The organism is Corynebacterium sp. zg254 (assembly GCF_024701495.1).
GTDB classification, from domain to species: domain Bacteria; phylum Actinomycetota; class Actinomycetes; order Mycobacteriales; family Mycobacteriaceae; genus Corynebacterium; species Corynebacterium zhongnanshanii.
Genome location: NZ_WIAR01000002.1, coordinates 182,970 through 207,512, shown reverse-complemented (window position 1 = coordinate 207,512; position 24,543 = coordinate 182,970). Strand labels below are relative to the sequence as shown.

Here is a 24,543-nt window from a genome sequence, read left to right as displayed (position 1 = left end):
GGTCGTGGCTCGTGACCCCTAGCCCCGGCTCGCCGGGGTTAAGCGGGGGCCGGGGCGCGGCGAAACGGGACCGCCGCCACCGGCTTAGAAGGAGAACGAGTCCCCGCCACCACCGAAGTCTCCGCCGCCGAAGCCGCCACCGCCGCCCCCTCCAAAGCCGCCGCCGAAGCCACCGCTGTTGGAGAGCAGAGAACCGAGAATTACACCGGTCATCAGGCCGTTGCCGCCACCGCCGCCGTAGTAATTATTACGACGGTTAAAGCGGTCAATGTCCTCGCGCGCCTGCGCGGAGGCCTTCCGGGTTAGCTGCGATGCCTGCTGCGCCAGCAGATATGCGCGCTTGGTGTCCTGCTCCCGCAGGGCTTTGGCCTGCTCCAGCACCTCGCGGGCGGCGTGAGCCGTGGAGCGGGCATCCACACCGATGATGTTTCGCCGGTTGCGGATGGTTTCCTCCACGGCCACGAGGTTCTGGTTGGCATCCGCGATGGTCCTGTCGACCATGTCGAGCGTGCGCCGGAAATCATTGTCCGCCCCGCGGGCCTCATCCAGTTGGATGTCCAGCTGACCATCGGCGTCGAGCAGCTGGGAGTAGCTTCCTAAAGGATCGTTGCTCTGGTTGCGTCGCGCCGTGTCCAAGGCCTGGTGAGCGGCGTCCACCGCCTCTGCTAGCGCGTCCTTGTTAAACGGGGCGTGACTGCGCGCCAGCTCGTGTGCCTCGGCAATTTCCTCTTCCACTTCCGTGATGAGCGCGGAGAGGTTGTCCTGAGCCACCCGCAGCTGGGATTCGGCGTTCTCCACCGCCTGCAGTTGCGAATCGGCCTGGCGAATGGCCATGCGTGCTCCGTCGATGATGTCGATGAGCTCGCCCTGTTGTCCCGCGGGCTTGGTCGTGAGTGCGCGTGCTTGCTCGATCGCGTGATCCACCTGGTTGATCTCGGCCTCGGCGATGTCTGGGTTATGGGTGATGCTCACCAGCAGCTGGGGGTCGATGCGCGTGGTGAGGTCCTCCATGATTGCCCGGGCGCCGGGGATGCGGCTGCGCAGAGAAATCGACGCCTGGGTGAGCGTGTCCAGAGTCTCTGGTGCATGGATGAGCTGTTGCCGCAGCTCGGCGAACTCCGCGGCCTTTCCATTGAGGTTCTTATCGGCGGTGCCGCAGCTGGAGATAATCTCGGTGAGCAGCGCGCGCTGTTCCTGCTCCGCGGTGACGAGCCCGCCCTTGATGCGCTGGTGCATGCCGTAGGCCTTGTGGAGGGTCTGCTGGGAGCGGGTGAGGGCGCGCTGGAGTTCGCGGGTGCGTTCCTCACCAAACTCGGTGCGGGCGATGGTGAGCTCTTCTTCGCCCTTGCGGATGGACTCATCGGTGCTGTGCAGCTCTTCGGCGGCGAGGGTCTGGAGGACGGACAGGGGCTGCTGCATGAGGTCGCTGGTTGCCTCGGGCTGGATGGAGCGGGCCGTGTTGAGTTGGCGGGCTTCGGTGTTCTTGCGGTTGCGTCGGCTCCAGACGAAGGCCCCGGCGCCTCCGCCGAGCAGAGCCACGGCGGCTCCTCCCATCCAGATCTTGGAGGAGGTGGAGACGGTTCCTGCCAGCTCGTCGGCGGCTGCCTGGGCGCCGCCGGCCCAGTCTTCGTTGGTGAAGTGCTTTTTCACGGCGCTGATCACGTCCTGCGCCGTGCTCTTGGATACGGACGCGCCGTAGTCCAGGCCAGCGTTGTGCTTGGTGACATCGGTGACTAGCACCATGGTGTTGTTGGTGGGGTCCTGCTCACGAAGGTGAGCGGCGTAGCTTTGTGGATCGGACTCCGGAATGGAGTCTACGAACACCATGTACAGCTTGACGTTACTGTGCTCAATGCCTTTCTTGAGGGTCTCCTCGATGGCCGCCTTATCGGAACCGGAGAGTACACCGGCAGCGTCCACCACCTGTTCGGTGAGGGCCACGTCGGTCGCGGTGGCGGTGGTGCCGATCGCAGCCGGGGTGGCTGCCACTGCTTGGGCTGCCAGCGTGGTGGCGACGCCTATGCCGAGGAAAGCCCCGGCGCCCACACACCCCGCCGCGGCGACAGCCGCGGCACGGCGTAGAGCACTGGCGAAGAAAAAGGTGGTGGAGTTGTTGGCGTTCATGATGCCTACCTTAACCGAAAACCCGGCGACCTTAACGGACAATCTGGGCCGAGCGGACTATGGTCTTAGGCATGCCATTTTTGCAACGCGCGGGACGAGCAGTGAGCGGCACTTTCTTCGGCGTGCTGCTGTCTGTTTTTTACGTGATTTTTGGTGCAGTGCTGTGCGCGGCGATCATCTCCGCAGGCACGGCCTTCCAGGTGTGGGCGCACGCGCGGGCGGATGACCGCACCGGCGCAGACACCATTTTTGTGCTGGGTGCCGCCCAGTACGACGGTGTGCCGTCGAAGTGGTTCCAAAGCCGCCTGGATCACGCGGCGGAGCTGTATCGTCAGGGCGTTGCTCCGACCATCGTGACCGTGGGAGGAAACCAGCCGGGGGATCGCTTCACCGAGGCTGCCAGCGGACGAGAGTACCTGGTGGAGCACCAGGGCGTGCCGCCTCAGGCCATTGTGGCGATCGAACGTGGATCGGACACGCTGACCAGCGCCCAGGCGTTTAAGGAAGAGGCGCAGCCCCGCGGATGGGTGTCCAGCGTGGTGGTGACGGACTCGAACCATTCCCTGCGTGCGTTGCGCATGGTGGAGGATGAGGGATTCGACGCCTGGAGCTCGCCCACACGGACCGGGCCGAGCTACGGCACCCGCACCGAGCAGGTCCAGTCCATCGTTCGGGAAACGGGGGGACTGTTGTATTACGAGGTGTGGGAGCGTCGAGCGGATGGCCCGGCGAAGGGATGGGGCCATGCCTGAGGCCTATGTCTACAGCGAGGCTGACTTGGAGCGTGTGTTTGCCACCACGCCGAAGGAGCTGGGTATCCCCGGAGCCCTGCCCGATGGGCGCGACGACTTCGACCGGGATCGCGCCCGCGTGCTACATTCCGCAGCACTGCGCCGCCTGGCTGATAAGACGCAGGTCGTGGGCCCTGGCAGTGGGGACACCCCCAGAACACGCCTGACGCACTCCCTCGAGGTAGGGCAGATCGCCAGGGGTATTGGCAAAACCCTGGGTGCAGACCCTGACCTATGCGAACTCGCTGGGTTGAGCCACGACATCGGCCATCCGCCCTACGGCCACAATGGCGAACGCGCTCTGGACGACGCCGCCCGTGAACTCGGCAAAGTCCAATCCGGTTTCGAGGGCAACGCGCAAACACTACGCATTCTGACCCGCCTGGAGCCCAAAGTTCTGGGCGAGGACGGGCACTCCTATGGACTCAACCTCACTCGGGCCAGCGTGGACGCAGCGTGCAAGTACCCGTGGGGGCCGGTGGCGGACGACGGCCGGCGTCGGAAAAAATATTCATGCTACGAGGACGACCTCGACGTACTCGCATGGGCCAGGCAGGGCGCGGACGGCACGAAGAAGTGCCTGGAGGCGCAGATCATGGATTGGTCCGACGACGTCGCCTATTCCGTCCACGACGTGGAAGACGGGATCGTGTCCGGGCGCATCAACCTCGACGTGCTGTGGGACCTGGTGGAACTGGCAGCGCTAGCGGAAAAGGGCGCCCGGGTGTTCGGCGGAACCCCCGAGGAGCTTGTGGAGGCCGCGGGGCGATTGCGGGAGATGCGCCTGATTTCCCGGGCAGCGGACTTCCATGCCTCGCTGAGCGACCTGGCGGCGCTCAAGGCGATGACGTCGGAGCTGGTGTCCCGGTTCGTCACGGCGTGCGTGACCGCCACCCGCGAACGCTACGGCGCTGCCCTGGGCCGCTATAAGGCTCAGCTGGTGATTCCGAAGGACGTGGAGGCGGAGGTGACCCTGCTGAAATCCATCGCGGTGCTGTACGTGATGGATGAGCAGGAGCACCTGGCGCAGCAGGAGCGCCAGCGCGACCGCATCTTCCGGGTGACGGATTACCTGTGGAAGGGCGGGGAAGGCGCGCTGGATCCGCACTTTAGGCAGTGGTTTACCCAGGCGGCGGACGACCAGGCCGCTTTTCGCGTGGTGATTGACCAGGTGGCGTCCCTGACGGAATCCAGGCTGGAGCGCCTGGATCGGCAGGCATTTTCTTTCAGCGCCAGCTGGGCTTAGTCTTCGGCGTCGGGGATTTCGCAGAAGCTCTTGAAATGGTCGTCGGTGTAGTACCACACATCGGGATCGGTCTTCGTGCCACCGCCGACCACCAGGCGCCGCTCGCCCCGGTGGTTCAGCCCCGGGGTCTTCACCGTGTACTCCCGGTAATAAGTGGAATGCTGCTTCGGCAGCAGGCCCTCGTAGTTGCCGAAGTGTTTACCGTCCGCCGGGCCGTCGTCGGGCGGGGCATCCACCAGGATGTCCTCCACCTGCTGCGCGGCCTCCGGCGGAAGCGAGTGCAAGGAACAGTGCTGGGAGGACTCGGATACGGAGCTGGTAGCGCTGTTGGTATCGCTGGGGGAATCGGACAGGCCAAGGTAGGCGGTGGCCCCTGCGAGCAAGACAGCGGCCACAGACCCACCAGCCCACATTCCTTTGTTCGTGGAGCGTGGCTGAGACATGCCCTCTATTAGACCACTGCCAGGGTTAGATCACGGTCAGCGGCAGGCGCAGTGCAGCGGGTGCGCTCGCCGGAACCATCGGCTTTTTCGGCTCGGTGGGGGAGATCCGCACGTAGCCCTCGCTTTGTGCCGGGCGGGGGTCGGCGTCGCCCTTATTCGGCCACAGCGCGGCCGCACGTTCCGCATTGGCGGTGATGGACAGCGACGGGTTCACACCCGGGTTGGCGGTGATGGCGGAACCATCGGTGACGAACATCGTTGGGTAGCCCCACACACGGTTGTAGGGGTCCACCACGCCCGTCTCCGGCGAATCGGCGATCACGCATCCACCCAGGAAGTGGGCGGTGAGAGGCACATTGAAGACCTCGGACCATACACCACCGGCGATGGCGTTTTTCATATTCCGGGCCATAATCCGGGTGGCGGCATTTCCCTCGGGAATCCAGGACGGATTAGGCTCGCCGGTGCCCTGGCGGGAACGCAGGATATTAAAAGGACCCACCTTTTTCAGGAATGTTTGCAGGGAATTGTCCTTGGTCTGCATCACCAAATTGATGACGGTGCGCTGAGACCACTTGCTCAGGTTAAACAGCATAGGAATGCGCGTGTAGTTCAGGCAGACCTGCTTGATGAACTCCAGGAAACGTGGTTGAAGCTTGTCGCCATCCGTCATCAAGGTCTGCAGCAGACCCATGGCGTTGGAGCCCTTTCCATAACGCACCGGTTCGATATGCGTATCGGGGGCAGGGAAGAAGGAACTGGTGATGGCCACGCCTTCGGAATAATCCGTATCCGGGTGGTATTTCGCTTCCGCCGCACCCAGCAGAGCCTCGGAGTTTGTGCGGGTGAGGTAGCCCAGGGAATCTGGGAGGTTAGGCAGGTTTCCGTTGTCCTTCTGGCGGTGCAGGAGGTTTTGCGTGCCCCACGTGCCGGCTGCCATGACCACGTAGTCGGCGGTGAAGGTGGTGGTGGAGGAATTCTTCTTGCGCGCGCTCAGCTTCTTCGCCAAGGAGGTGGCCACAGTGCCGGTGCGCGTGGTGGTGACCGTCCAGGTGGAACCGTCGTGGGTGATATCGGTGACGGTGGACATGTCGTGAACCACCGTGCCACCCTTTTCGGCCAGGTAGAGGTAGTTTTTCAGCAGAGTATTCTTCGCGCCGTGGCGGCAGCCCGTCATGCATTCACCACATTCGTGGCAGGCGGTGCGGTCGGGGCCCACGCCGCCGAAATAGGGGTCCGCCACGGTTTCGCGCGGCTTGCCGTTGAGTCCGGTCTTTTCGCCGAAGAACACGCCCACGGGTGCCATGCGGAACGTTTCCGGCACACCCATTTCCTCTGCCACTTCCTTGATGCGCTTATCGGAGTTGGTCATGGTGGGGTTTTCCACCACGCCGAGCATCTTCTGGGCTTGTTCGTAGTAGGGAGTCAGCTCGTCTTCCCAGTCGGTGATGTGGGCCCACTGCTTGTCCTGGAAGTAGGTGGAGGAGGGCTTGTAAAGGGTGTTGGCGTAGTTGAGGGAGCCGCCGCCCACGCCGGATCCTGCGAGGATCATGACGTCGTTGAGCAGGTGGACGCGCTGGATTCCGAAGCAGCCGATCTGTGGCGCCCACAGGAAGTCCTTGAGGTGCCACGAGTTCTTGGCGAATTCTTTATCTTCAAATCGACGCCCAGCCTCGATGACGCCAACCTTATATCCCTTTTCAGTCAACCTGAGGGCGGTGACGGAGCCTCCGAATCCGGAGCCGATCACCAGAACGTCATAGTGAATGCTGTTGTGTGCTGAGTGTGCAGTGTTCGTCATGCTTTTTACGATAGGACCCGAGCCTTGGTTTCGTAGCAAAATTGTATGAATTACTGGAGGAAAATATAAAAGTGGTGGTGGAGGGCACTGAGGCAGACGGAGTGAGGGCACGTCCGTAGCTGGGGTGTGGTGCTGTGTCGCTGCCAGGGGCTAGCATGAGGAGCATGGCTCAAGGACGGATCTCGGAACGGGACATCGCAGAAATTCGCGAACGCACTCCCATTGAGGAAGTGGTGGGGGAGTATGTCCAGTTGAAGCCCGCGGGATACGACTCCATGAAGGGGCTCAGCCCGTTCAAGGATGAGAAGACCCCGTCGTTCCATGTCCGCCCCAACAGGGGATACTTCCACTGCTTTTCCACCGGGGAGGGCGGTGACGTGTTCAGCTTCCTCATGAAGATGGAACACATCACCTTCCCGGAGGCCGTGGAGCAGTGTGCCGAGCGGATCGGCTACCAGATCACCTATGAAGGCGGAACCCCTGGCCGACGTGAGGAGGCGGGAACGCGCCAGCGCCTGGTGGCGGCGAATAAAGCCGCGGCGGAGTACTACCAGCAGATGCTGCACTCTGACGAGCAGGGGGCCGACGTGGCCCGGGATTTTCTGCTCAACCGGGGTTTCACCATGGAGGATGCGGATCACTTCGGCTGCGGTTTCGCCCCGGCCGGGTGGGATAAGCTCACGAAGCACTTGCTGCAGAAGGGCTTTAATTTCAAGGAACTGGAGGCGGCAGGGCTGTCCCGCATGGGCACCAAGGGCCCCATTGATCGCTTCCACCGTAGGCTGTTATGGCCCATCCGTTCCGTGGCCAACGACGTCATCGGCTTCGGAGCCCGCAAGCTCTTTGACGATGACAAGCTGGGCAAGTACATCAACACCCCGGAAACCTTGCTGTACAAAAAGTCCAAGGTTCTGTTCGGCATCGATCACGCCAAGAAAGCCATCGCCTCCACGCACCAGGCAGTGGTTGTGGAGGGCTACACCGATGTGATGGCCATGCACGCCGCGGGTGTCACCACCGCAGTAGCGGCCTGTGGCACCGCGTTCGGTATTGAGCACCTGCAGATGCTGCGCCGCTTTATGTTGGACGATAAGTTCTTCCGCGGGGAAATTATCTACATCTTCGACGGCGACGAGGCCGGCCAGAAGGCTGCCATGCGTGCCTTCGATGGCAATCAGGAGTTCACCGGCCGAAGCTATGTGACCGTAGCCCCCGGCGGCCAGGACCCGTGTGACATCCGCATGGAGCGAGGGGACGCTGCCGTCCGGGAGCTGGTTGCCACCCGCATCCCCATGTTTGAGTTCGTGATTCGTACCCTCCTGCAGGGCTATGACACTGCCAGTGTGGACGGGCGTGTCCAGGCACTGCGACGCATCGTGCCGGTCCTCGCGGGCATCCGTGATGAGGCGTTACGCGATGAGTACGCGCGCCAGGCGTCGGGTTGGTTAGGGTGGGAAAATCCCTCCGAGGTCGTCGCACAGGTGCGGGAGGAAGCACGGAAGCCACAGCGTGACAAGCCCGCGTTCGAGCTGAAACGCGGAGCCGTGCAGCAAGTGGCGGATCAGGCTCGCGGCGCGTCACCGGAGCGCGGCCGTGGGGCGAATCTCCACGCGGTGGATTCCGACGACCTGATGGATCGCCCGGATCCAGCAGACGACATGCTGCACGGCCCGCGCGAGGTACTCAAGCTGGCGCTGCAGGAGCCACAACTGGCCGGGGAGATCTTTGATCTCATGCCGCCTGAGAGTTTTATTCACGCCACATATATCGCCATTGCCGAGGCGATGGAGAAAGCCGGCGGGGCGGCGAACGCGCAGCCCGGAGCTGCCTGGGTGGACCGGGTGGGTGGTCATGTGGATGACGCCATGGGCAAGGCCGTGGTGGCGGAGCTGACCGTGGAGGATATCCATTGCCCGGCCGAGCGGCTGCCGTTTTATGCCGACGCGATCATGTCTCACATGCAGGAGCGATGGGTGGGTAACGAGATCGCGGAGATGAAGGCGCAGATGCAGCGCATGCGGCCGGATTTGCAGCAGGAGGAGTATAAGGCCTTGTTTGCGGACCTCATGGCCTTGGAGAAGTACCGTCGTTCGCTGCAGGAGAGGGCAGCGGAGTACGGAGTGTTCGATATTAACGACGGGTCGGGTGGCTAGTCCCGTGTATACGATTGTATACGGTTCGGCTGGCTAGGCCGGTTAGGCTTGTTTAGCCTCGTAGCAACTACTTTTTGAACGGGTTGAAGGGTTTCTTCTTGTCCCCACCGGACGTGCGCGAGCCGTGGGTGAGGTCGTCCACACGATCGTTGGGGTGCGCCTCGTCGGACTCGACGATGCTGTAGCCCTCCCCGAGGGACTGGCGGGTGGAGGAATTAAGGTCGCGCACCTCATGCATCCGCGGTTCGGGATCCAGGCGGTTAGCGATGGCCTTCCGGCCGGCCCGCACGGCGGCTTTGGTGACGTCCGAGTTCACAGCGCTGTGGTATCCGCGGCGGATTTGCTCATAGCGGCGGCGGCCTGCCTTGGTACCCAATACATAGCCGGCTGCTGCGCCTACTACTAACTGGATCATCGGTTCTCCTTCGGGTTTTCGGGTCTAACCTACGAGCATACGTGACGGACGGGGATTTGCGCAGCGCGCGTCGGGACCATCGGCCACGTGGGCGCCGGGTAGCTGCTGTGCGGACACTGAGAGCCGATTTTTCGTGTACAACGGACTGTGGTTGAACACTTATTGAAAATGCGCATGGGGGCGTGGCGGTCGTGACCGTGACCCTGTGCGTTTTTCCGCGAAGAGACAACCCACAAAGAGATTCACCACGAAAGACTCATAAGGAGATTCATGGCTTCTGCACAAACCGTCAAGGGCGTTATCGCACGGGAAAAGAATGCACCGGTGGAAACGGTCAACGTTGTGGTTCCCGCGCCGGGCGATAATGACGTGATTGTGAAGATTCAGGCGTGTGGAGTATGCCACACGGATTTGGCATATCGCGATGGCGGCATTTCCGATAATTACCCTTTCCTTCTTGGCCATGAGGCCGCAGGAATTGTCGAAGAGGTAGGCGAGCAGGTCACCCATGTTGAGCCGGGTGACTTTGTGGTGCTGAACTGGCGTGCCGTGTGCGGCGAGTGCCGTGCCTGCAAGAAGGGCGAGCCGAAGTACTGCTTCAATACCCACAATGCCTCGAAGCCTATGACGTTGGAGGACGGCACCGAGCTGGAGGCCGCTCTGGGAATCGGGTCGTTCATCGAAAAGACGTTGGTGCATGAGGGGCAGTGCACCAAGGTGGATCCGGAGGCTGATCCCGCCGTTGCTGGCCTGCTGGGCTGTGGCGTGATGGCAGGCCTGGGCGCCGCGGTGAACACAGGTGAGGTGAAGCGCGGCGAGTCCATCGCCGTGATCGGCGTGGGAGGCGTGGGCATGAGCGCCGTAGCCGGTGCCGCCTTGGCTGGCGCTACACCGATCATTGCCATTGATATATCCGACGCCAAGCTTGCTCGTGCGAAGGAAGAATTTGGAGCCACCCACACCATCAATTCCTCGGGGCTTTCTGACGAGGAATTGACGCAGAAGGTTCAGGACTTGACCGGCGGCTTCGGCGTGGATGTTGTGGTAGACGCCGTGGGGCGTCCAGAGACGTATAAGCAGGCATTTTACCTTCGCGATCTTGCTGGCCGTGTGGTGCTGGTGGGAGTTCCTACCCCAGAGATGAATCTGGAGCTGCCGTTGCTTGATGTCTTTGGCCGCGGAGGTTCCCTGAAGTCTTCCTGGTACGGGGATTGCTTGCCGGAGCGCGATTTCCCAATGTATGTGGATCTCTATCGTCAGGGCCGTTTCCCGCTGGACAAGTTTGTGGACGAGCGCATTGGGCTGGATCAGGTTGACGAGGCCTTCGAGACGATGAAGCAGGGCACGGTGTTGCGAAGCGTGGTGGAACTGTAATCATGGCACGTGATTTTCCGCCGGTGACGAGCCCGGTTGTTGAACAGTTCGTAACCTCTGGCACGTTCCGCCTTGATGGTGGGGAGTGGGAGGTGGACAACAATGTCTATCTCATCGCCGATGAGGCATCCAACTCCGTGATAGTGATTGACCCAGCGCATGAGCCGGACACCATCACGGCGAAGGTAGGGGACCGGAGTGTGCGTGCGATTGTGCTCACGCATGCTCACAACGATCACTGCGATCTGGCTCCGGAGTTGGCGAAGCACTGGGGCGTGGATGTGTATCTTCACCCAGACGATGATGTGCTGTGGAAGGAATCCAACGGGGAGGCGCCGTATGTTCCCATTGATGTGGAGGATCCGCTATGGGCGCAGTGGTCGTTGATGCTCCACCACACGCCGGGGCACACGCCGGGTTGTGTGGTGATTGAGGTACTGGATGCGGACAATGCGGACGGCGAAGCCACAAATGTGCTGCTGTCCGGCGATACGCTGTTTAACGGCGGCCCTGGTGCCACTGGGCGTAAATACTCCAGCTTCGAGACGATTATCGAGTCCTTGAAGAATGTGGTCTTCGAGCTTCCACACAGCATGACGGTGTTGCCGGGCCACGGTGATGCCACGACGATCGGTGCAGAGGCCGCACGGATCGATGAGTACATCGAGCGCGGTTACTAAGCTTTCATTTTCAAGGCTGACCTGCTGATTTGTGTGTGCTGTGCTTGCGGTATAAAGTAGTCACCGTTGCAAGCGAGGGTAACACTTCGAGAGAAATTAAGACTCTCTGAGGGCGCCTGAGTAGTACACATTCCGCCATAGCTCAGTTGGCAGAGCATTCGACTGTTAATCGAAGGGTCACTGGTTCGAGCCCAGTTGGCGGAGCACGTTAAACCCCCACACCTCTACGGTGTGGGGGTTTATTTCTGTTCGGGGGAGGGATGGGGGTTGGGATATGGGGTTATGCGACAAAAAGTGTGTCCGCTGTCGGCGTGTCGCGGTCGTGTTGGGAGGCGCCCTGGCACAACCATAGGATTATTTCGCTCTTTCGAGATTCTGTCCTGGGGAAATGCGTAAGGACTGCGACAAACTCCTATGGTCGTGCCGGCGCTCGTACTGCCAGCATGGCCGAGAACGTCTCAGTCTGGGGTGATGAGAGATGAAGTATCTCGCCGGTCTTACAGTTCTAGGCCCTCGATGCCATGGGCTGTCACTGTCTCAGACAGGGGAACGCGGCCAGGTTCCGTCCGGAACATTGGACTGGACTCATCACCTCGGCCAAACGTCAACGCTGTGACTAGCTTGTAGTCCTCGTCCACACCAAGGAACTCACGGACTGTTGGCGCTAAGAGCGAGATCATCCCCTGCGGAATGCCATGGTAGCCGTGTGCCTCCAAGGACAGAAGAAAGTTCTCTGCGTACGTGCCCTGGTCAAAGGCTGCGCGGATGCGGTCACCCATCGGAGGGATGAACAACATTGCGGAATACGGTGCACCGAAGAAACGAAGGTTCTCCCGTAAAAACTCGGTGCGCCCTTCCTTGTCTTCGCGCGCGATGCCCTTTAACCCGTACACCTTGGCAGCCAACTCCTGGGAACGCCGAGGGTGTACACCCTGACCATAATCTGTGGTGAAGTCAGGATTGAGGCCGTTCGTATCGAACTCCTCGATCAGTGCGGCACTCAGATCGCGCAACCGCTGACCGCTTACCACATGGACATGCCATGGTTGGGTATTGGAGTTAGAGGGCGCAGACTGGGCGTCGAGCAAAATATTTTTCAGGACGTCGTTGGGGATGGGGTCAGGCAGGAATGCGCGAGGGGAATGGCGGTGTCGAATGAAGTCAGATGTGCTCATGGCAGACACTCTACGCGTGGTGCTGAGGGGTGTGCAGGGCGGACATCGCCCGCATGCGGCGACGTGTCCGTATGCGAACCGCCCCGGACGTCCGTAAGTCTGCTGAGCTCGCAATGTTCAGAGATTTCAATTTCTGACCAGTATGTGTTCGACTTTTCGCTGTATTCGCATGAGCGCTTAGGGGCGGCCGTGACCAAATATTACGTTTCTCATGTCGGCGGCATTCTCATGCTCTTGAGACGGCTTCCAATGATTATGTGAAAGTGGTTGAGAATGAGCTAGGGTCATGCCTTGAAATCTAGGTATAGTGCGTTATTTATTCGCCTTTGTAGATCTGAGTATGATGAATCTAACTGAGGAGCTTATTGCTAATGCGGTGAAGGATCCGCACATGAGTGGAAGCCATCTTCCGAGTTCATCATTTCTAATAGTCGCTGGTGAGATGGAGTGAAAAATGCGGGTCGTGAGGATGAGAGATATTATGAAAATTAACGGCGGAATGATCAGCGAAGCCTTGCTAACCTCAGTTTTGTCTTCTTCGGTTTTGGTGATGCCTAACCATTTCAAAATCACACTGAACCCTACCTTTCTTATCGATAGCACGGCCGCTATCCTTAACCTAATCACAAGAAGAACCGCTTCGCAGGGTTTTGCGTCAATCTGTCTGCTGTCTAGGGATTCTTGCTGGTGATGGTAATCGAATCGATTGTGAGGCTATGGCGTGAGGTCGCTTTCAGTGGCTCGTGTTCTCAAGGGGCTTTGCGCTGCATGACTAAGCTGTAGCGTCGTGGTGTCTGTCTGTGTTGTTTACCTGCGGTGATAGTTGCACGGCGATGTGTCCATGCATTTGTGATTGCGGTTTAGATGGCACGGCGCATGATTCTCATCGTCGGAATGTCCGCCCGGGGCATTCGGTGAGGTGGCTCGTGGTGCGTCGCCGATGGGTGATGGAAACATACGAGACTAAGGTGGTGGGGCCAGCGGGGCTCGAACCCGCGACCAGCGGATTATGAGTCCGCGGCTCTAACCGACTGAGCTATAGCCCCAGCGCTATACATTCAACCACACCTGACAGGGGATTCTGAATTGGGGCACCATCAGAACGCCCTTGGGGTCGCTCTGACCAGTTTTAACCAGTTCGTCCTCCTAGGCCATGTTCAGGCCAGTGTGGGCATCGCCAGTCCCTTGGAAGGCCCTCGTTCGGCGCTTAGTAGGGCAAAAATGGCAAAACCACCATCGACTGTAGGGGCAGGCACTTAAGATATGAGCATGTCAACACCCACTGATTCTTCAACGATGATTGAGCTCACGGACGTGAACAAGCACTTCGGTGACTACCACGCTCTGAGAGACATCAATCTCAGCGTCCCTGCTGGACAAGTAGTCGTTATCCTCGGCCCGTCCGGCTCCGGTAAATCCACGCTCTGCCGCACCATCAATCGGCTCGAGACCATCGACTCAGGTGAGATCCGGATCGATGGTAAGACCCTGCCAGAAGAAGGCAAAGACCTCGCGAAACTCCGCGCTGAAGTCGGCATGGTCTTCCAGCAATTCAACCTCTTCAGCCACATGACCATCCGTGACAACGTCACGCTGGCTCCCATCAAGGTGCGCAAAACCTCCAAGGATGCCGCCCGTAAACGCGCCGAGGAGCTACTCGATCGCGTAGGGATCGCAGCCCAGGCCGATAAGTACCCTGCCCAGCTTTCCGGCGGTCAGCAGCAGCGCGTGGCAATTGCCCGCGCCCTGGCCATGGACCCGAAGGTGATGCTGTTTGACGAGCCCACCTCCGCCCTGGACCCAGAAATGATCAACGAGGTTTTGGACGTGATGACAGACCTCGCCAAAGGCGGCATGACCATGGTGGTGGTTACCCACGAAATGAGCTTCGCGCGCCGAGTGGCCGACCGCATTCTCTTCATGGCCGACGGTGCGATCATCGAGGACACGGATCCAGAGACCTTCTTCACCAACCCCGAGACCGATCGTGCGCAGGATTTCCTGGACAAGATCGTGAACCACTAGAACGCCACTGAGCATGAGGGAAGGAGGATACTGATGCTGACCATACGTAACGCACTGAAACGTACCGCCGCAGCGGTAATCGCGGCGACCACCGTGGTCACCCTAGCCGCGTGTGGCTCAGGAGGGCCACGGGACCTGCTGGCTGATATTGAAGCAGGCCACGTGGTTCTCGGAACGAAATACGACCAACCCAACTTGGGCGAGCGCACCCCGGAGAAAAACTTCGAAGGGCTCGATACCGACGTCTCCCGCTATGTTGTGGAGTACATCGCCAAGAAACACGGCTGGTCAATCCCCGAGATGGAATGGCGCGAAACGCCATCCGCGCAGCGCGAAGCGTTGATTAACAATGGTGAAGTCAACATGATTGCCGCTACGTATTCCATCAATAAGGGCCGTCTGAAGGCCGTGGACTTTGGCGGGCCATACCTGGTCACGCACCAAGCGCTGTTGGTCCGCGAAGAATCCGGAATTGCCGGCTTGCAGGACATCGCACCCGGAACTCGCCTGTGCTCTGTGTCTGGTTCCACGCCAGCGCAGAAGGTGAAATCTGCGCTGCCGGAGGTGCAGCTCCAGGAGTTCGATACGTATGCCGCCTGCGCTGAGGGTCTGAAACAAGACGTGGTGGATGCCACGACTACCGACGCCACCATCTTGGCTGGCTTCACGCAGCGTTACCAGGAACGTTTCGGTGAGAAATATAGCGTTGTTCAGTTGAAAAACGACGACGGCTCGTTCTGGACCGATGAGTACTACGGCATCGGCTTGCCGAAGGGTGATGGAACAGCCCGCAACGAGGTCAACGAAGCGTTGAATGACATGCACGATTCCGGCGCGTTCGCGAAGATCGTCGCCAAAAACCTGGGAGATAACGTTGACCTCGGTGGAAAGCCGAAGATTGGCGACCTCTCATTCGTCGATAAGAAATAGGAAGGAGGGACGCACCTATGAACCCCGAACTATGGTCCGAGATGAAGCCCGAATTGCTTCCCGCATTCTGGGTGACCATCAAGTTGACGTTTTATTCCGCCGTGGGATCGATGATTGTAGGCACGATCCTCACCGCGATGCGCGTGAGCCCCGTCGGCATTTTGCGCACCCTGTCAGCGTGGTACATCAACATTGTCCGTAATACGCCGCTGACGCTCATCATTCTGCTCGCCTCCATGGGCCTGTACTACAACCTGGGCCTGCTGTTGGCCGTCGAGAATGACACGTTCATTGAAAAGCAGAACTTCCGACTGGCGGTGCTCGCTTTTGTGGCCTACACCTCCTGCTTCGTCGCTGAATCTCTGCGCTCCGGAATCAACACCGTGCCGTTCGGCCAGGCAGAAGCCGCCCGATCGCTGGGCTTAAGTTTCTCCCAGAATTTCCGCCACGTGATTTTCCCTCAAGCTCTGCGCGGTGCGATCGTCCCCCTGGGAAATACTCTGATCGCGCTGACGAAGAACACCACCATCGCCTCCGTGATTGGTGTGGCCGAAGCATCCCTGTTGATGAAGGCTCTGACGGAGGACTACGCCAGCGACATTCTGGTGATCTTCGGAGTGATTGCTGTGGGCTTTATCATTCTGACCCTGCCCACAGGCTTGTTCTTCGGCTGGGCTGGTAAGCGATGGGCGGTGAAGCGATAATGTCTACACGCGCAACAGTGCTCTACGATACCCCCGGTCCGAAGGGGGAGCGGCTCAACAAGATATTCACGGTTGTCACGATCGTGGTGGTCCTCGGCATCCTGGCCCTGGTGGGTCTCAAGCTGAACAGCAAGGGCCAATTTGAGTCCGCTAAGTGGTCCTTCTTTGCAGACAGTACTACCTGGACAACGTATATTCTTCCCGGCCTGTTCAGTACCATCGGAGCGGCAGTGGCCTCCATCATCCTGGCTATGGTGATTGGAACCTTGCTGGGTGTAGGACGCTTGTCTCCTTACCGTTTCGTGCGCACCGTCTGTGGGGTGATCGTGGAGTTCTTCCGCTCCATCCCCGTGCTGGTGCTCATGCTGTTTGCCTACTCCGCCTTCTCTTCCCTCCAGTTGGTTCCGTCCAGCTGGCTGGGCTTCTCGGCCGTGGTCTTTGGCTTGACCATGTACAACGGCTCCGTTATTGCGGAAACCTTGCGCTCCGGTATCGAGTCCCTGCCCCGTGGGCAGCGTGAGGCGGCCATTGCGTTGGGTATGCGCCACCGCCAATCCATGTACCTGATTCTGCTGCCGCAGGCCGTGGCTGCCATGCTCCCGGCCATCATCTCCCAGATGGTGATCGCACTGAAGGACTCCGCCCTGGGTTACATGATTGGTTTCGTGGAGGTCGTGCGCTCGGGCCGTCAGCTGGGCGAATACTACGGTGCGATGATCCCGGCACTGGTGCTAGTGGCCGTGATCATGATTCTGATCAACATGGGCCTGGCGTCGCTTGCCGAACGCATCGAGCGCCAGCTTCGTTCCGGCCGTGCGCGCCGCAACATTGTGGCCAAGGTTCCGCAGCAAAAGGAACAGGGCCTGGAAACGAAGGACAATGTGAACGTGGACTGGCATGCGGAAGGTCACAAGGACCTGCGCACTACCTTCGAATAGAGCACTAGTGCAGCTGCTCCCACAGGGAGTCATTGAAAGAATCCCAGCGCTCCTTCGCCCAGTCGCCGAAGTCCTCATCCGTGAGGACTACGGCGGCGGCGCCGCTGTCCGGATGCACCCACAGGAACGTCCCGGACTGGCCAAAATGCCCGCACACATCCTCCGGCATGGACGCGCCCAACCAATGAGGCGTCTTCTCCCCATGAACCTCAAAGCCCAAGCCCCAAGGACACGGCTTCTGCATCCCATAGCCTGGAACCACACCATCCAGATCTGGATACTGGACGGTGAACGCCTCCCGCAGCGTTGACGGAGACAGCAACCGAGGCTGGAGCACTTCCGCCGCGAATGTGCTCATATCGTCCACGCTCGCGCGGAACCCATGACCCGCCGAACCGCTAAAATCAATCGACATTCCCAACGGCATATTCAGTGCTTCCGAGGCATAATCCTCAAAAGAAATACCCGTGGTGTCCGCGATGGTATCGGCCAACATGTCATATCCCGCAGAAGAATATATCCGTCGCGTCTGCGCAGGTTTTTCAGGCGAACGCTCCCGAAAACCCACGCCGCTGGCGTGAGCCAACAGCTCCCGGACAGTAGGCGGCGACTTCCAATCAGCAGCCACCGAGCTAGGTACGGGGTCATCCAGTTCGAAGGCACCCTCCTCCACAGCGATCAGCACCGCATAGGCGGTGAGCAACTTACTCACCGAAGCCAGGCTGTACACCTGCGACGTATCACCCCAGGTCGTCACCCTCGGTGACGGTGACCCAGAACCCGTCGCCGACGAGCCATCAGGTACGGACGCCTCCACCACGGCCGCAGACACACTCTCCACAGGCCAGCCCTCAAGGTCATGCAGGGCGGGGAAGCGCGCGCTGGGCGTCGAATATGACAAAGGCATTACTGCGCCGCAATCAATTCATCAATCAGGTCCACCAGATCACCCAGCGTCTCCGCATCATGAATATCGGATTCCTCCACGCGCACCCCGAACGCATCCTCCACGCGCACGGCAATATCCACAATGGACAAAGAATCAATATTCAAATCCTCATGAATCCGAGCATCACGGGTAAGCTCCTGAGCCTCAATACCCGTCGCCTGATCCACAATCCGCACAACACCCGCATAAGTATCCTGCGAATCACCCTGGTCAGCCTGCTCAGCGTGCTGGGACGAAGAACCCAACGCAGCAGCCAACTTAGCCTTCGCATCTTGCGAGAGCGCACCTTCAGAAGAATTAGACACGTAAACCCCTTCTCAGAGTCCGAAATATGGTTGGATAAATCTATTGTGTCAATTCTAAGCCAAACCCGAGTAGGGCGATCCGCCCGCCAGCTATCCAAGCGATTCGTCCGGCGCCTGCGCAACCACAAACCAGACCTTCCCGGACTGCCCGATGTCGATCGCGTGCACCACATCGAATCCCGCGACGGGATAAAACTCAAGGTCAACGACCTCGGGCCCGAAGACGCATCCACCGTAATGCTCTTCGCCCACGGATTTACCCTCACCTCCAACTCCTGGTTCTTCCAAGCAAAATATCTGCGCACAGAGCACCCGGACGTTCGCCTGCTCCTGCCTGATCTTCGCGGCCACGGGGACAGCTCCGTGCTCATTAACAGTGGCGGCGGGCGACCCGAACCCGCGCAGCTTGGCGTGGCAGAGACATCCAAAGACCTGCTGGAAATCCTCGACCACCTGGTGACCGCTGACAAAAACCTGGTGCTGGTGGGGCACTCCATGGGCGTGATGACCGTGCTCGGGGCACTGAGACTGATGCAACCGCAACTGCGATCGCGAGTGACCGGCGTGATCCTCATCAACGGAGCCATCGACCGCTTCGCCTCCGACGGCATCACCCAAATCCTGGATTCGCCGCCCGTGCGCGTGCTCAGGAAAATCGGGAAAACACTGCCCGCGCCGGCGCACCTGGCGAAAGACGGAATGGAATGGATCATCAAACCCGTCATCGCTGGATTCGTGTACCACGGTGCACTGGAGGAAGGTGACTCGGACAAGTTCGACATCGTGGACTTCCACGCCGACGAAATCGACAGTACCTCCATGGGAACCATCCTGGGATACCTGGACGACCTCGCCACACACGACGAGACCGCGGCCGCGCCACTGTTGGCAGGGATCCCCGGAGTGGTGATGGTCGGCGCATGCGACGACGTCACCCCAGCGGAACAAACTCGAAAGATTGGCGCGCTGTGGCCTGGGGCCGAAGTTGTGGAGTTCCCGGACTCTGGGCACATGCTGCCAGTTGAATGCCCCGAGGCCGTGAACGAGGCGATTGGGCGGGTGCTGGCGCAGAGTTCTTAGTGGAGGTTCGTGGGGTTTGTGGAGATGATCGACGAAGCGCGGGCGTGTTGTGGCGCGAAAACGGGAAAACATCAAGCAAGTTCGAGCATTTGGAGGTTCTCCAGCACGGTATCTGTGTTAGGTTTTCTGTAAGGAACGTTCTTCACGAACGGATCGTTGCTTAAGAAATAACGGACGACTTCTTCGAAAGGCTTAAACAAACAGTGGGACAACCACAGACAACTGGAACGCCAAAGGCCACGGCAACGGATGCTGACTGGGCTGCATTACTTTCCGTTTCTGCTGATGATGTGATCCAAGAGATCGGATGGGACGAGGATTGTGACTCCTCCATCAGCGAAGCACTGGAAGAAGTAACTGGTGAACCTTTGTTGGAAGAAGATACCGACGAAGTAGTGGATCTTGTGCTGTTGTGGTGGCGCGCTGAAGACGGAGACTTGGTCGATGGACTGGTAGACGCCATCCGCAATCTGGGAGAGGAAAGCCGAATCTGGTTGCTCACCCCGCCAGCCGGACGCGAGGGAGCTATCGAGCCAGGCGTGATTGCAGAATCCGCGCAATTGGCGGGGCTTGTGCAGACTAAGTCCGAGCGTCTGGGAGATTGGCAGGGTGCGTGCCTCGTCGGGCGAGGCTACAAACGCTAAAAATAACTCTCATACTGGGGATTTGTTGAGGGCATAGGGTGCCGTGCTATTGTTATCCACGCACCAAGCGCGCGCCTTTAGCTCAGCTGGAAGAGCAGCTGGTTTACACCCAGCAGGTCGGCGGTTCGAACCCGTCAGGGCGCACTGAATGAAAACTCCGGACGCGATGAGCGTCCGGAGTTTTGCTGTTGGTGGGTCACTTGGATCCTTCACTCACAAAATGTTCGACGAAAACGCCAGATTTGGCCCCAAATCTGGCGTTTTCGTCGAACAATTTGTAGGGGGTGTGCCTGTGGGCAGGGCACAGCCGGCCGCACAAGGCTGCTACATTAACACTGTGACTACTCAACCTCCCAGGCCAGAGAACACCCGCTCCCAGCACGCCCCGGGAAGCCAGAGGACTCAGCGCACCGAGCCGCAGCGCAGCAAGCCGCAGCGCAGCAAGCCGCAGCGCAGCAAGCCCCAGGGATGGAAGTCCTTCCTGTCGCCCGGGTGGGCACTGGCCCTCGTCCTAGTCATAGCGTTCAGCTACGTGGCCTTCACCACCCTCGCCCCGTGGCAACTGGGAAAAAACGAACGCAACTCCGCCAACAATCAGCGCCTGGAGCAGGCGTTCCACCAAGACCCGGTGCCTCTGACCAGCGTCATGAAGCCCGGTCAGGACCAGGTTCGCGAAGACGATGACTGGACCCATGTGACCCTAGATGGGAGTTATGTGCCTGGTCAGGACGTTGTCCTGCGTAACCGTGCGGTCGATGGGGCGGTGGTGTTCCAGATTCTCACGCCTTTTGAGCTCTCGGAAGCCCCCGGATCCGCGGCCGAATCAAAGCCCACATCCAAGCCCGCCGCCCCATCCGCACCACACACCATCATGGTCAACCGTGGCTTCATCGCCCCCGGCGCCGGCGGAACCATTCCGGACATTCCTCCCAGCCCCACCGGCCCCACGAGCATCTCTGGATTCCTCAAACTGGATGAAGACCCTGGCGAGTCCTCGGTAGCCACCGCGGATGGCCACAAGGTTGTCAACACCATCAGCGCCTCCCTGAATGAACAGGCCACCGGCACGCACTTGATCAAAGGTTATGTCCAAGCTGATGAGCAGTCCGTAGACAAAGGCCTGCGCCCCATCCCGCTGCCGCAGCTGACTTCTGGCCCATACTTGTCCTATGGAATCCAGTGGATCGCCTTCGGCATCATTGCCCCCATCATCCTGGGCTGGTTTGTGTGGTCCGAGCTGAAAGAACGCCGCAGGGAGCGTGAGGAGCGCGTTGAGCTTCAGGCGTCGGAGGGAACTGTAGGGGAGGAGAAGCTGGCGTCGGACAATGAAAAAAAGGACACGCAACCCGCACCCATCGCCGAAGATTCCGTGGAACAGAAAATGCGGAATCGCTACGGTAAATCGCGAAGTTCACGCGCCAATCGCAGGAACAACAACGGCGAGCGTTTTTAACTAACGCTGAAAGTGCTCAGCAATTCCCGGCAGCGCGGCCTTTATTTCCTGGGCAACGCGGGCAAAGTCCGATTGGTTGCCATAATAGGGGTCCTCGGTTTCTGGGGCGTCCAGGGAATTGAGGTCTCCTGTCCAGGATTCGGGGTCGAACGCGCGGTGCAGGAACACGCGTTTCGGGTCCACACCAGCGCGAATGAGCCCGCGAGCATGACCCTCATCCATCGCCAAGAGCGCATCGGAACCCGCATAGTCTGCGCCGAATTGGCTGGCAACATGTTGCGTGCCATCGTGGCCTTCCGCGTCCAATTGCTTAATAGCGCGCGGATCCGCGCCGTCTCCTACGTGATAATTCGCCATGCCACAGGAATTAACGGTGATTCCCTCAATTCCATGCTCGGCTAGATAATCACGCAGCATGATTTCTCCCATGGGGGAGCGGCAAATGTTGCCCGTGCACACGACAGTAATGATTGTGTTGGTAGCCATGACTCCCAGTGTGCCTGAAACTTGACCCAGTGTGCCTGAAAACAGCAGACTGCGTTCGAGTAGGCTGGTCGCAACACCGTACAAAAGAACCAAAACCATTGTGGAGGGTCATAGCCGTGGTCACCGTTGCCGATGTTGTGTCTGTGCTGGAGGAAGCCTACCCGCCGCGACTGGCCGAAAGCTGGGACGCCGTGGGCCTGATTTGCGGCGACCCGAAAGAGCCCGCGGACAAGGTTGCCTTCGCCTTGGACTGCACAGATGCTGTCGTGGATGAGGCGATCGACTCCGAAGCGACCATGCTCGTCGTCCACCACCCCTTGCTGCTGCGCGGCGTGACGGCTGTCCCCGCTGATTCCCCGAAGGGGCGGATCATCCACAAGCTCATTCGCCACAAGATCGCGCTGTTCGCCGCGCACACGAACGCGGATTCCGCCCGGCCTGGCGTGAATGACCGCCTGGCGGAGCTTTTGGGCGTAACTCCGGGGCCTGCGCTGCGTCCGATCGAGGGGGAGCGCAGCGCGTCGGGCGAGGATCTGGGGATTGGTCGCGTGGGCGAGCTGGATACGCCGATGACCTTGGCGGAGTTTGCCCGCCGGGTGGAGCAGCGCCTGCCGAAGACTCAGTGGGGTATTCGCGCCGCGGGCGATCCCGAGGCGATGATCCGCACCGTAGCCGTGGCCAGCGGCGCAGGCGATAGTTTCCTGCAGCAGGTCGCGGGGATGGACGTGGATTGTTTTGTGACGTCCGATCTGCGCCATCACCCGGTGGATGAGCACCTGCGCATGGGTGGTTGCCCCGTTATTGATACCGCTCACTGGGCCAGCGAGTTTCCCTGGTGTGAGCAGGCCGCGGACGTGGTCGCGAAGGGCACCGGCGCGCAGGCGCGTGTGATTGGCCTGTGCACCGATCCGTGGACCATTCACCAGCCGTAGCCGCTGAAGCGAACCCCAACCCCGCCGCTCACAACCTCGCCACCCGAACCTGATAAGGAGCCGTAGTATGCCAACCCCCGCCACCGAATCGATCCATTTGCGCCTGCAGTGCGATGGCGGGTCCCGCGGAAATCCTGGTCGTGCCGGGGCTGGGTCGACCTTATCCGACGTCGGCGCGGTCATTCGCGGTGCTGGCGAAGAAATTGCGGCGCGTTGGGAGTTTATTGCGTCGGCGACCAACAATGTGGCGGAGTATCGGGGTCTGATTAACGGCTTGGAGCTCGCCAAGGAGGTCGGCGAGCGCCGGGGAGTTGCGCCCGCCGATGTGGCCGTGGATGTGTTCATGGATTCCAAGTTGATTGTGGAGCAGATGAACGGCCGGTGGAAGATCAAGCACCCGGACATGAAGCCGTTGGCGGCTGAGGCGAAGAAGCTGCAGGGGCAGTTGGCGTCGGTGAGTTTTACGTGGGTTCCACGCGCGCAAAATAAGCGGGCTGATGAGTTGGCGAATCGGGCGATGGATGATGGGGAGTCCGGGCAGTGGTTCAGCCAGGATGTGGTGTCTGAGCAGGGTGCAGATGCTCAACCACAGGCCTCAAAGACAGAGCGGCATGATGCCGAGACCGCACCGCAGAACACAGAAGTTACATCGCAGGAAACATCACGAGACGAACGAGACGTTCAGGCCACGCCCGTGTCCCGTACCCGGTTTGTGTTCGTAGCCTGCGGCACGACTACCAAGGAGCCACCTGCGGGTGGTTTGACGCCTCGTGCGCAGCGTTCCGTGGAGTATCTGGCTTCCCGTGGGGGAGTGGATGCGGTGTATCCGGTGGGGAAGTCTGCCAGGAATGCTGCGCAGGAGATGACGGATCAGATGGGGCGGTTCGCGCAGCACTCTAGCCTCCGCAGCGAAGCTCCTCAGCTGAAGGAGTGCGCGGACTTGGAGCGGAAGTCCAGCGCAAAGATCGAGGCGGCGATGGGAAGCATCGAGGAGAAGCTGCCCGGCAAGACCATCGCATTAATAGGACACCCGGATGCCTTGGCCCGGCTGATCGGGTGGGTGCTGGGATCGGTCCGCACTGCCAGTTCGCGCATCTATCTGGATGATGGTTCCTTGTCCATCGCGGAGTGGATGCGGGGGAAGGACACTACCCCTATGCTTCGCCGTCTCAACGATGTTCATCATCTGCGGTAGGGTGTAGATCGGCTGAGACAATCGGGTGATCGCGGCGCGCGGAACGGGCAAGTCATTGCACACGCCGCGCGCGGAGGAAAGTCCGGACTCCATAGGGCACGGTGGTTGCTAACAGCAACCCAGGGCGACCTGCGGGCTAGTGCCACAGAAAAGTACCGCCAGTGATACTGGTAAGGGTGAAAAGGTGCGGTAAGAGCGCACCAGCATTCCAGGTGACTGGGATGGCTCGGTAAACCCCACTGGGAGCAAGGTCAAGAGGCAGCATTACCCCATATCTGCCACTGAAGCAGTGTGCGGCAGTGCTGCCCGGTTCTAGGGCGGCCCGTCTGATTGAAGAACCAGGTAGACCGCTTGAGGCCACCAGCGATGGTTGGTCCAGATGGATGATCACCTCGCGCCGCACGGGCCATTCGTGGTGGCGGCGTATGACAGAATCCGGCTCACAGATTGTCTCGGCCGCTTACACACCTCGGCCGATGAAGCACCCCAGGCTTTTCGGCGTTCGCGTAGACTATCAACCATGTCTGAACAATGGTGGTTTGATAGCGCAACGGGACAGGTCAGCCAAGATAAGGCCAGCGGTTGGGAAAACCGCATGGGGCCGTATTCCTCCAAGGAGGAAGCACAGAACGCGCTGGAGATCGCGCGCAAGCGCAACGAGCAGGCCGACGACTACGACGACGAAGACTAGCCTTCACAG

General features: G+C 60.0%; 23 protein-coding genes, 3 tRNA genes and 1 other RNA gene. 18 read left to right on the top strand and 9 right to left on the bottom strand.

The genetic code is table 11. From position 1 onward, the window contains the following. Positions 1 to 84: 84 nt before the first annotated feature. A complete protein-coding gene (locus GC425_RS06580; protein WP_151844435.1) occupies positions 85 to 2,124 on the bottom strand; it encodes a TPM domain-containing protein in 2,040 nt (679 codons plus the stop codon). A 71-nt stretch (positions 2,125 to 2,195) separates the two neighbouring features. Between GC425_RS06580 and GC425_RS06575 the strand changes: the two genes are divergently transcribed. Together GC425_RS06575 and GC425_RS06570 are read left to right on the top strand one after the other, a co-directional pair. Beyond that, positions 2,196 to 2,876, top strand: coding sequence for a YdcF family protein (locus GC425_RS06575; protein WP_151844434.1), 681 nt, complete (start codon positions 2,196 to 2,198; stop codon positions 2,874 to 2,876). Beyond that, a complete protein-coding gene (locus tag GC425_RS06570) occupies positions 2,869 to 4,161 on the top strand; it encodes a deoxyguanosinetriphosphate triphosphohydrolase (protein WP_151844433.1) in 1,293 nt (430 codons plus the stop codon). Before GC425_RS06575 ends, GC425_RS06570 begins: the two co-directional genes overlap by 8 nt. On the opposite strand, the gene GC425_RS06565 is transcribed toward GC425_RS06570, so the two are convergent. Both GC425_RS06565 and GC425_RS06560 read right to left on the bottom strand, forming a co-directional pair. Then, the gene (locus tag GC425_RS06565; RefSeq protein ID WP_151844432.1) at positions 4,158 to 4,604 is read right to left on the bottom strand and encodes a ribonuclease domain-containing protein; all 447 of its coding nucleotides are present in this window, start codon (positions 4,602 to 4,604) and stop codon (positions 4,158 to 4,160) included. The two genes, GC425_RS06570 and GC425_RS06565, sit on opposite strands and share 4 nt — an antisense overlap. Before the next feature lie 25 nt (positions 4,605 to 4,629). Beyond that, positions 4,630 to 6,405 carry a GMC oxidoreductase gene (locus GC425_RS06560; RefSeq protein WP_151844431.1) on the bottom strand — a complete coding sequence of 592 codons (1,776 nt, stop codon included), beginning with the start codon at positions 6,403 to 6,405 and terminating at the stop codon, positions 4,630 to 4,632. A 155-nt stretch (positions 6,406 to 6,560) separates the two neighbouring features. On the opposite strand from GC425_RS06560, the gene dnaG reads away from it, so the two are divergent. Next, positions 6,561 to 8,558, top strand: coding sequence for a DNA primase (gene dnaG / locus GC425_RS06555; RefSeq protein ID WP_151843532.1), 1,998 nt, complete (start codon positions 6,561 to 6,563; stop codon positions 8,556 to 8,558). 67 nt (positions 8,559 to 8,625) lie between these two features. Here dnaG and GC425_RS06550 read toward each other — a convergent pair whose 3' ends face one another. Further along, positions 8,626 to 8,973, bottom strand: a complete 348-nt coding sequence (locus GC425_RS06550) for a hypothetical protein (RefSeq protein ID WP_225723582.1) — start codon at positions 8,971 to 8,973, stop codon at positions 8,626 to 8,628. A gap of 270 nt (positions 8,974 to 9,243) precedes the next feature. On the opposite strand from GC425_RS06550, the gene GC425_RS06545 reads away from it, so the two are divergent. The 3 genes from GC425_RS06545 to GC425_RS06535 all read left to right on the top strand — a co-directional run bounded on the left by GC425_RS06545 (position 9,244) and on the right by GC425_RS06535 (position 11,231). After that, positions 9,244 to 10,347 (top strand): S-(hydroxymethyl)mycothiol dehydrogenase, encoded by a 1,104-nt coding sequence (locus GC425_RS06545; protein ID WP_151844430.1) that lies wholly within the window; start codon positions 9,244 to 9,246, stop codon positions 10,345 to 10,347. 2 nt (positions 10,348 to 10,349) lie between these two features. Next, on the top strand, positions 10,350 to 11,027 hold the full coding sequence (locus tag GC425_RS06540; protein ID WP_151844429.1) for an MBL fold metallo-hydrolase: 678 nt from the start codon (positions 10,350 to 10,352) through the stop codon (positions 11,025 to 11,027). Between the two features lie 131 nt (positions 11,028 to 11,158). Continuing rightward, a tRNA-Asn gene (locus tag GC425_RS06535) sits at positions 11,159 to 11,231 on the top strand. A gap of 293 nt (positions 11,232 to 11,524) precedes the next feature. On the opposite strand, the gene GC425_RS06530 is transcribed toward GC425_RS06535, so the two are convergent. Continuing rightward, positions 11,525 to 12,202 carry a nitroreductase gene (locus GC425_RS06530; protein ID WP_151843014.1) on the bottom strand — a complete coding sequence of 226 codons (678 nt, stop codon included), beginning with the start codon at positions 12,200 to 12,202 and terminating at the stop codon, positions 11,525 to 11,527. 969 nt (positions 12,203 to 13,171) lie between these two features. Continuing rightward, positions 13,172 to 13,248: transfer RNA gene (locus GC425_RS06525), tRNA-Ile, on the bottom strand. A 250-nt stretch (positions 13,249 to 13,498) separates the two neighbouring features. Here GC425_RS06525 and GC425_RS06520 point away from each other — a divergent pair. The 4 genes from GC425_RS06520 to GC425_RS06505 are packed head-to-tail and all read left to right on the top strand — an operon-like array spanning position 13,499 to position 16,799. Further along, positions 13,499 to 14,227, top strand: a complete 729-nt coding sequence (locus GC425_RS06520; RefSeq protein WP_151843171.1) for an amino acid ABC transporter ATP-binding protein — start codon at positions 13,499 to 13,501, stop codon at positions 14,225 to 14,227. A gap of 33 nt (positions 14,228 to 14,260) precedes the next feature. Further along, positions 14,261 to 15,157 (top strand): transporter substrate-binding domain-containing protein, encoded by an 897-nt coding sequence (locus GC425_RS06515; RefSeq protein WP_151844428.1) that lies wholly within the window; start codon positions 14,261 to 14,263, stop codon positions 15,155 to 15,157. 17 nt (positions 15,158 to 15,174) lie between these two features. Then, complete coding sequence (locus GC425_RS06510) at positions 15,175 to 15,861, top strand: amino acid ABC transporter permease (protein ID WP_151843016.1); 687 nt, start codon at positions 15,175 to 15,177, stop codon at positions 15,859 to 15,861. Next, positions 15,861 to 16,799: an amino acid ABC transporter permease gene (locus GC425_RS06505; RefSeq protein ID WP_151843017.1), complete on the top strand. Its 939-nt coding sequence runs from the start codon at positions 15,861 to 15,863 to the stop codon at positions 16,797 to 16,799. Before GC425_RS06510 ends, GC425_RS06505 begins: the two co-directional genes overlap by 1 nt. 4 nt (positions 16,800 to 16,803) lie before the next feature. Here the strand turns inward: GC425_RS06505 and GC425_RS06500 are convergent, their stop codons facing one another. Then, complete coding sequence (locus GC425_RS06500; protein ID WP_151844427.1) at positions 16,804 to 17,706, bottom strand: serine hydrolase; 903 nt, start codon at positions 17,704 to 17,706, stop codon at positions 16,804 to 16,806. Further along, positions 17,706 to 18,053: an acyl carrier protein gene (locus GC425_RS06495; protein ID WP_151844426.1), complete on the bottom strand. Its 348-nt coding sequence runs from the start codon at positions 18,051 to 18,053 to the stop codon at positions 17,706 to 17,708. The genes GC425_RS06500 and GC425_RS06495 overlap by 1 nt, the downstream gene beginning before the upstream one ends. Before the next feature lie 45 nt (positions 18,054 to 18,098). On the opposite strand from GC425_RS06495, the gene GC425_RS06490 reads away from it, so the two are divergent. The 4 genes from GC425_RS06490 to GC425_RS06475 all read left to right on the top strand — a co-directional run bounded on the left by GC425_RS06490 (position 18,099) and on the right by GC425_RS06475 (position 21,230). Further along, positions 18,099 to 19,133, top strand: a complete 1,035-nt coding sequence (locus GC425_RS06490; protein ID WP_192930405.1) for an alpha/beta fold hydrolase — start codon at positions 18,099 to 18,101, stop codon at positions 19,131 to 19,133. Positions 19,134 to 19,336: 203 nt separating this feature from the next. Continuing rightward, positions 19,337 to 19,777: a DUF3052 domain-containing protein gene (locus GC425_RS06485; protein WP_151844424.1), complete on the top strand. Its 441-nt coding sequence runs from the start codon at positions 19,337 to 19,339 to the stop codon at positions 19,775 to 19,777. A 71-nt stretch (positions 19,778 to 19,848) separates the two neighbouring features. Next, positions 19,849 to 19,921, top strand: a tRNA-Val gene (locus tag GC425_RS06480). Between the two features lie 193 nt (positions 19,922 to 20,114). Continuing rightward, a complete protein-coding gene (locus GC425_RS06475) occupies positions 20,115 to 21,230 on the top strand; it encodes an SURF1 family protein (RefSeq protein WP_192930404.1) in 1,116 nt (371 codons plus the stop codon). On the opposite strand, the gene GC425_RS06470 is transcribed toward GC425_RS06475, so the two are convergent. Beyond that, a complete protein-coding gene (locus GC425_RS06470) occupies positions 21,231 to 21,716 on the bottom strand; it encodes a low molecular weight protein-tyrosine-phosphatase (RefSeq protein ID WP_257822601.1) in 486 nt (161 codons plus the stop codon). A gap of 116 nt (positions 21,717 to 21,832) precedes the next feature. Here GC425_RS06470 and GC425_RS06465 point away from each other — a divergent pair, with 116 nt between their 5' ends. From GC425_RS06465 to GC425_RS06450, 4 genes are all read left to right on the top strand, one after another. Further along, on the top strand, positions 21,833 to 22,648 hold the full coding sequence (locus GC425_RS06465; RefSeq protein WP_151844421.1) for a Nif3-like dinuclear metal center hexameric protein: 816 nt from the start codon (positions 21,833 to 21,835) through the stop codon (positions 22,646 to 22,648). A 67-nt stretch (positions 22,649 to 22,715) separates the two neighbouring features. Next, positions 22,716 to 23,843 carry a reverse transcriptase-like protein gene (locus GC425_RS06460; RefSeq protein WP_231699755.1) on the top strand — a complete coding sequence of 376 codons (1,128 nt, stop codon included), beginning with the start codon at positions 22,716 to 22,718 and terminating at the stop codon, positions 23,841 to 23,843. 13 nt (positions 23,844 to 23,856) lie between these two features. Continuing rightward, an RNA gene (rnpB, locus tag GC425_RS06455) (RNase P RNA component class A) lies at positions 23,857 to 24,302 on the top strand. Between the two features lie 61 nt (positions 24,303 to 24,363). Next, entirely contained in the window at positions 24,364 to 24,534 is a 171-nt protein-coding gene (locus tag GC425_RS06450) for a hypothetical protein (protein ID WP_192930403.1), read from the top strand. Positions 24,535 to 24,543: the final 9 nt, after the last annotated feature.

Coding starts and splice junctions, on each gene's coding strand:
- GC425_RS06545 (WP_151844430.1), top strand. CDS start 9,244: ATGGCTTCTGCACAAACCGTCAAGGGCGTTATCGCACGGGAAAAGAAT.
- GC425_RS06565 (WP_151844432.1), bottom strand. CDS start 4,604: ATGTCTCAGCCACGCTCCACGAACAAAGGAATGTGGGCTGGTGGGTCT.
- GC425_RS06505 (WP_151843017.1), top strand. CDS start 15,861: ATGTCTACACGCGCAACAGTGCTCTACGATACCCCCGGTCCGAAGGGG.
- GC425_RS06460 (WP_231699755.1), top strand. CDS start 22,716: ATGCCAACCCCCGCCACCGAATCGATCCATTTGCGCCTGCAGTGCGAT.
- GC425_RS06560 (WP_151844431.1), bottom strand. CDS start 6,405: ATGACGAACACTGCACACTCAGCACACAACAGCATTCACTATGACGTT.
- dnaG (WP_151843532.1), top strand. CDS start 6,561: ATGAGGAGCATGGCTCAAGGACGGATCTCGGAACGGGACATCGCAGAA.
- GC425_RS06570 (WP_151844433.1), top strand. CDS start 2,869: ATGCCTGAGGCCTATGTCTACAGCGAGGCTGACTTGGAGCGTGTGTTT.
- GC425_RS06580 (WP_151844435.1), bottom strand. CDS start 2,124: ATGAACGCCAACAACTCCACCACCTTTTTCTTCGCCAGTGCTCTACGC.
- GC425_RS06520 (WP_151843171.1), top strand. CDS start 13,499: ATGATTGAGCTCACGGACGTGAACAAGCACTTCGGTGACTACCACGCT.
- GC425_RS06540 (WP_151844429.1), top strand. CDS start 10,350: ATGGCACGTGATTTTCCGCCGGTGACGAGCCCGGTTGTTGAACAGTTC.
- GC425_RS06550 (WP_225723582.1), bottom strand. CDS start 8,973: ATGATCCAGTTAGTAGTAGGCGCAGCAGCCGGCTATGTATTGGGTACC.
- GC425_RS06530 (WP_151843014.1), bottom strand. CDS start 12,202: ATGAGCACATCTGACTTCATTCGACACCGCCATTCCCCTCGCGCATTC.
- GC425_RS06470 (WP_257822601.1), bottom strand. CDS start 21,716: ATGGCTACCAACACAATCATTACTGTCGTGTGCACGGGCAACATTTGC.
- GC425_RS06575 (WP_151844434.1), top strand. CDS start 2,196: ATGCCATTTTTGCAACGCGCGGGACGAGCAGTGAGCGGCACTTTCTTC.
- GC425_RS06515 (WP_151844428.1), top strand. CDS start 14,261: ATGCTGACCATACGTAACGCACTGAAACGTACCGCCGCAGCGGTAATC.
- GC425_RS06500 (WP_151844427.1), bottom strand. CDS start 17,706: ATGCCTTTGTCATATTCGACGCCCAGCGCGCGCTTCCCCGCCCTGCAT.
- GC425_RS06510 (WP_151843016.1), top strand. CDS start 15,175: ATGAACCCCGAACTATGGTCCGAGATGAAGCCCGAATTGCTTCCCGCA.
- GC425_RS06450 (WP_192930403.1), top strand. CDS start 24,364: ATGTCTGAACAATGGTGGTTTGATAGCGCAACGGGACAGGTCAGCCAA.